General features: G+C 57.2%; 5 protein-coding genes. All 5 read left to right on the top strand.

Annotation, left to right across the window (positions count from 1 at the left end):
• Positions 1-597, top strand: a 597-nt coding sequence (gene rfbD, locus LG30_RS0113915) for a dTDP-4-dehydrorhamnose reductase (RefSeq protein WP_033131299.1), incomplete at its 5' end; no start/stop codon positions are given.
• Between the two features lie 122 nt (positions 598-719).
• Complete coding sequence (rfbA, locus tag LG30_RS0113910; RefSeq protein WP_033131298.1) at positions 720-1,598, top strand: glucose-1-phosphate thymidylyltransferase RfbA; 879 nt, start codon at positions 720-722, stop codon at positions 1,596-1,598.
• Between the two features lie 61 nt (positions 1,599-1,659).
• Entirely contained in the window at positions 1,660-2,211 is a 552-nt protein-coding gene (gene rfbC, locus LG30_RS0113905) for a dTDP-4-dehydrorhamnose 3,5-epimerase (RefSeq protein ID WP_033131297.1), read from the top strand.
• Between the two features lie 141 nt (positions 2,212-2,352).
• On the top strand, positions 2,353-4,350 hold the full coding sequence (locus LG30_RS0113900; protein WP_456690757.1) for a capsular polysaccharide biosynthesis protein: 1,998 nt from the start codon (positions 2,353-2,355) through the stop codon (positions 4,348-4,350).
• Positions 4,351-4,357: 7 nt separating this feature from the next.
• Positions 4,358-5,671 carry a capsule biosynthesis protein gene (locus LG30_RS0113895; protein WP_033131295.1) on the top strand — a complete coding sequence of 438 codons (1,314 nt, stop codon included), beginning with the start codon at positions 4,358-4,360 and terminating at the stop codon, positions 5,669-5,671.
• Positions 5,672-5,700: the final 29 nt, after the last annotated feature.

Genomic DNA, 5,700 nt, shown 5'->3' with positions numbered 1-5,700 from the left:
TGGCTGGTACACTACTCCACCGATTATGTGTTCGATGGCAGTGGCGAGCGGCCTTGGGTTGAAACAGACCCGACGGCGCCACTCAACGTCTATGGGGAGACCAAGCTGGCAGGCGAGCAGGCCGCTGCGCTGTGTTCCCGTCACCTTATCTTCCGGACCAGCTGGGTGTATGCCGCCCGTGGTGCCAACTTTGCCAAGACCATGCTGCGTTTTGGCAAGGAGCGCAGCGAGATGTCGGTTATCAACGACCAGTTTGGTGCGCCGACGGGGGCCGAGTTACTGGCCGACTGCACCGCTCACGCGATCCGTATTGCACAGGATAAACCGGCGGTAACGGGCCTTTATCACCTGATCGCCTCCGGTACCACCACCTGGTTTGACTATGCCAAGCTGGTCTTTGCCACAGCGAAAGACGCCGGTGTTGAATTGGCCGTGACTCAGGTCAATGCCGTACCGACCAGCGCGTTTCCGACCCCCGCCAAGCGCCCTCATAACTCACGGCTCGATACCAGCAAATTCCAGCGCACCTTCGAGCTGGTACTGCCGGACTGGACAGTGGGTGTGAAGCGCATGCTGACCGAGATCCTCGGCAAATAATAAAATGACAAGCGGTGCGAGGATGTTATGCCTCTCGCCAACAGGGATAAACGCAAAAAGAGTGGTGTTAAGCTCACTCTTTTTGATGACTTACATAATTCAAATATAAGAAATCAAGCACGATGACTAAACGTAAAGGTATTATTCTGGCCGGTGGATCTGGCACTCGTCTCTATCCTGTGACCATGGCGGTCAGCAAGCAACTGCTGCCTATCTATGACAAGCCGATGATCTATTACCCGCTGAGCACCCTGATGCTGGCAGGTATTCGCGACATCCTCATCATCAGCACACCACAAGATACCCCCCGTTTCGAGCAACTGCTGGGAGATGGCAGCCAATGGGGACTGAACCTGCAATACAAGGTACAGCCGAGCCCGGATGGGTTGGCCCAAGCCTTTATTCTGGGGGAAGATTTTATTGGTAACGATGACTGCGCGCTGGTGCTGGGTGACAACATCTTCTACGGCCACGACTTGCAGAAACAGCTGGAAGGCGCGGCGGCCAAAGCCAGTGGAGCCACCGTGTTTGCCTATCACGTGCATGATCCCGAGCGCTACGGTGTGGTGGAGTTTGATAGCAAAGGGACGGCGATTTCACTGGAAGAGAAACCCCTGGAGCCCAAGAGCAACTATGCGGTAACGGGGCTCTACTTCTATGACAACAGCGTGGTGGAGATTGCCAAGAGTCTGAAGCCATCCCCGCGTGGGGAACTGGAGATCACCGACGTCAACCGCATTTACCTTGAGCAAGGCAATCTGTCGGTGGCCATGATGGGCCGCGGCTATGCCTGGCTGGATACCGGCACCCACGAGAGCCTGATTGAGGCGAGCAACTTCATTCAGACCATCGAAACCCGCCAGGGGTTGAAAGTGGCCTGCCCGGAAGAAATCGCTTATCGTCAAACATTTATTGATGCAGACCAAGTCCGCCAACTGGCAGCTCCGCTAGCAAAAAATGCGTACGGCCAATATTTGCTAAAGATGGTTACCAAAGCCTGACTTGATAATGAGGGGAGATTAATGCCCCTCACATTAAATAAATTCGATTTGGATATGAGAAATGAATGTAATCAAGACTTCGATACCCGACGTGCTCATTTTTGAACCAAAGGTATTTGGTGATGACCGTGGATTTTTCTTTGAAAGCTTTAACCACCAGCAATTTGAAGCGGCGATTGGTCATCAAGTGACATTTGTGCAGGATAACCATTCCAAGTCATCTAAAGGTGTGTTACGCGGCCTGCACTATCAACTACCTCCCCATGCTCAAGGAAAACTTGTACGCTGTGTCGCGGGTGAAGTGTTCGATGTCGCGGTTGATATCAGAAAAACCTCACCGACCTTCGGGCAATGGGTTGGAGTGCATCTGTCAGGTGAGAACAAACGGCAGTTGTGGATCCCGGAAGGATTTGCCCATGGATTTGTAACCTTGAGTGAAACAGCAGAGTTCTTATACAAAACGACCAATTATTATGCCTCCAGCAGTGACCGCGGTATTAAGTGGAATGATGAAACCATTGCCATCGAATGGCCTGAGCTTGACTGTGATATCATGACGTCCGCGAAAGACAGTACAGCCAAGTCATTACTCGAAGCAGATCACTTCATCTGACCCACACTCCCCGTACTGACACGGGGAGTTTTCTAGCGCAGAGCAAAAATGACATTATATACAGGTTCAAAAGGCATCCTGGCCAGAAAAGCGAATATTGAACCTATGCTTGGCAGCCAATTACATCCATTCAAAGCGAACATGGTGTTTGCGAAAGATGACGTGCTGGTGGGCTGGGGCCAGAAGGCCAATACCCGTCAGATTAAACAAAAGGCGCAAGAGCTGGGTCTGCCCTATTGGCAGCTGGAAGATGGCTTTATCGGTTATATCGGCCATCCCGCCCGGGGAGGCAAGGCGGTGTCACTGATCGCCGATCCCGTCGGCATCTATTACGATGCGCGCCAGCCCAGTCAGCTTGAGCAGTTGATTGCCACCGCCTGTGAGCCCGCCCTGCTGGATCGAGCCGAGCACCTCATTCGTGAGCTGGTACGCCTCGGGGTGACCAAGTACAACTGCTATGCCACGCCCCCTGTCTATCCATCTCTTCATTCTTCAGACCGGCCAGCGGCTCGCGGCGGGGATGCCAGCGGCTTGCCAGCAACCCTGGCCCAGCGTCTGCTGCAAGACGCCAGACCCAGGGTGTTGCTGGTGGATCAGGTGGCCGGTGATCTCTCCATTCCGGGGGCGCTAGCCAGTGAGGCGGACTTTGTGGCCATGGTGGAGGCGGCCCGCCGCAACCACCCCGATGCCCGTCTGTTACTGCGCACCCATCCTGACACCCGTTTTGGCAAGAAGAGCGGTGTGCTGGCTCGGCTGCAGTTGGACGATGTGGAGGTGGTCGCCGATCATTGCCATCCCCATGCGTTGCTTAACCTGGTGGACGCCGTCTATACCGTCTCATCCCAGCTGGGCTTTGAAGCCTTGCTGCTCGGCAAGCCGGTCCATTGCTTTGGCATGCCGTTTTACGCCGGTTGGGGATTGACCAGTGACAGCAAGCAATGCGAGCGACGCAGCATCCCTGTGCCACTGGCCCAGCTGGTCGCGGCGGCCCTGATCCTCTATCCACGTTATCTGGATCCCGTGCTGGGCCAGCGTTGCGAGGTGGAAGAAGTGCTGGCCATCATCGCCCGCCAGCAGAAGCCGGCTCCGCGCTGGCGCCGACTCTATCTGGTGGGTTTCTCCCTGTGGAAGCGCGCCTTTATGCAGGCGTTCTGCCACCACCTGGCCGATGAGCTGCACTTCGTGAGCACGCCGCCCCAGCGGCTGACTGGTGACGAGCAGGTCCTGGTCTGGGGGAGCCGCTATCCCGACCTCACCTCGGCCATCCGGGTAGAAGATGGCTTTATCCGCTCCCGCGGGCTCGGCTCCAACCTCTGCCGCCCCTCTTCCCTGTCGCTTGACCCTGCGGGTATCTATTTCGACAGCCGCACAGCCAGCGGGCTCGAACAGCTGCTCAACTATCGGCAACTGAGCGAGCAAGAGGTTCATCGGGGAACCGCCCTGATCGAGCTGCTCAGGCAGCACAGGGTGAGTAAATACAATGTCGGCGAGCCACAGCACTACAGCCCCCCCACAGACGGTCGCCCGCTGGTGTTGGTGGTCGGCCAGGTGGATGGCGATGCCTCCATCCTGACCGGCAGCCCTATCATTCGCAGCAATGAGCAACTGCTCTGGGCCGTGCGCGCCGCCAAGCCTGAGGCACATATTTTATTCAAGCCACACCCGGATGTGGTCGCTGGTAACAGGGCTGGCGCCATTTCGGCTGAGTGTCTGGCGGAATGTATCGACAGCCAGGTGCTGGATATCGGCCTCACCAGTCTCTATCCCCATGTGGATGAGCTGCATACCATGACGTCCCTCAGCGGCTTCGAGGCGCTGGTGCAGGGGGTCAAGGTCACGACCTGGGGCCAGCCCTTCTACAGCGGCTGGGGGCTGACCACCGACGCCCATCCCCCTGCTCGCCGCCAACGCAGTCTGCCCCTGGCTGCGCTGGTCTACCTGACGCTGGTCGCCTATCCACTCTATATCGATTGGCAGACCGGCCTCTGGATTAGCCCGGAGCAGCTGATCCGCCAGCTGGCGGCGCAAGGGCTGTCGTCGCCCCAAAAATCGAGCCGGTGGCAGCGCTGGCAGATCAAGCTGAGCTATCTGACACAGACGCTGTTGCAACGCCCCTCCCTCCCCCCGTTCATGAGATAAGCCGTACATGAAGATTTTGTTGTTGCAAGGACCGCTGGGCCCCTTCTTTCAGACCCTGAGCCAGACCCTGAGCGATGCGGGCCACGAGGTCTACAAGATCCACTTCAATGGGGGGGATGAGTGCTGGCGCTGTGTGGGCCATCACGAACGCTTTACCGGCAAGCCGGACACCTGGGACACCTTCTTTCGCCGCTTTATCAAACACCATGGCATCGACAGCCTGATCTGCTACGGCGATTGCCGCTACTACCACCAGCAGGCCATCCGCATCTGCAAGCAGAAAAAGATAGCTGTCTGGGCCATGGAAGAGGGCTACCTGCGCCCCGACTATGTGACCCTGGAACAAGGAGGCGTCAATGCCTTCAGCCCGCTCTATGCCCAACGAGACAAGTTGGCCGACATGCGTTGGCCAGCGCCTTACGAGACGCCACTGAAAGTGGGCAAGACCTTTGCCCGCCGGGCCTGGTATGCCAGTCGCTATCACATCAACAAGAGCCTGCTGCGCTGGCGCTACCCCCATTTTGTCAACCACAGGCCCTGGAGTCTCTATCAGGAGGCCAGAGGCTGGGTGGCTGGCGGCGTGATGAAGTGGTGGCACAAGTGGACCGATCGCAGCCTGCTCAAGGCGCTGCCCCAACACAAGGGCCACATTTTCTTCGTACCACTGCAGGTTACCGAAGACTTCCAGATCCGGGAGCACTCGGATTTGAGCGGAGTGGAAGGGATGGTGGCCCAGGTGATGAGCTCCTTTGCCGAGCGCGCCCGCAGCGAGGATGTCTTGCTGTTCAAGCACCATCCCATGGACCGGGGGTTTGTCAGCTATCAGTCCCAGATAAACCGCCTGGTGGCGCTGCTCGGGCTGGAAGGACGGGTGTTCTATGGCTATGAATTGCCATTGCCCACCCTCTATCCACTGCTCAAGGGGGTCATCACCATCAACAGCACTGTCGGTCTCTCCGCACTGCTGCACGATGTGCCGACCTTCTGCATGGGGCGCGCCCTGTATGATATTCCGGGTCTCACCACCCGTGGTACCCTTGAGGCGTTCTGGCACAAGCAGAATCCGATTTGCCACAAGACCTTCGAGCTGATGCGTCAATCATTGCTCCATCTGACCCAGCTCAATGCCAGCTTCTACAGTCATCTGGATGTCAGCGCCATGGCGGTGGTGCAGAAGATCCATCAGCACAGCGAGCAGACCCTGCCCGCCAGACAGGGCAAGCGCTCGCGGGCCTCTTCCCACCTCATCGGGATACTCGGCGTGCTAAGTGCCGTCGGCTTGATGGCCGAAGAGATATTGACACCGATGGTCATGCTGTAAGCCATTTCTACTGTCTAGTCCTGAAATAG

It is taken from the genome of Aeromonas aquatica, assembly GCF_000764655.1.
GTDB classification, from domain to species: Bacteria; Pseudomonadota; Gammaproteobacteria; order Enterobacterales; family Aeromonadaceae; genus Aeromonas; species Aeromonas aquatica.
Note: the sequence above shows the minus strand (reverse complement) of the source record. Positions and strands in the feature narration are given on the sequence as shown.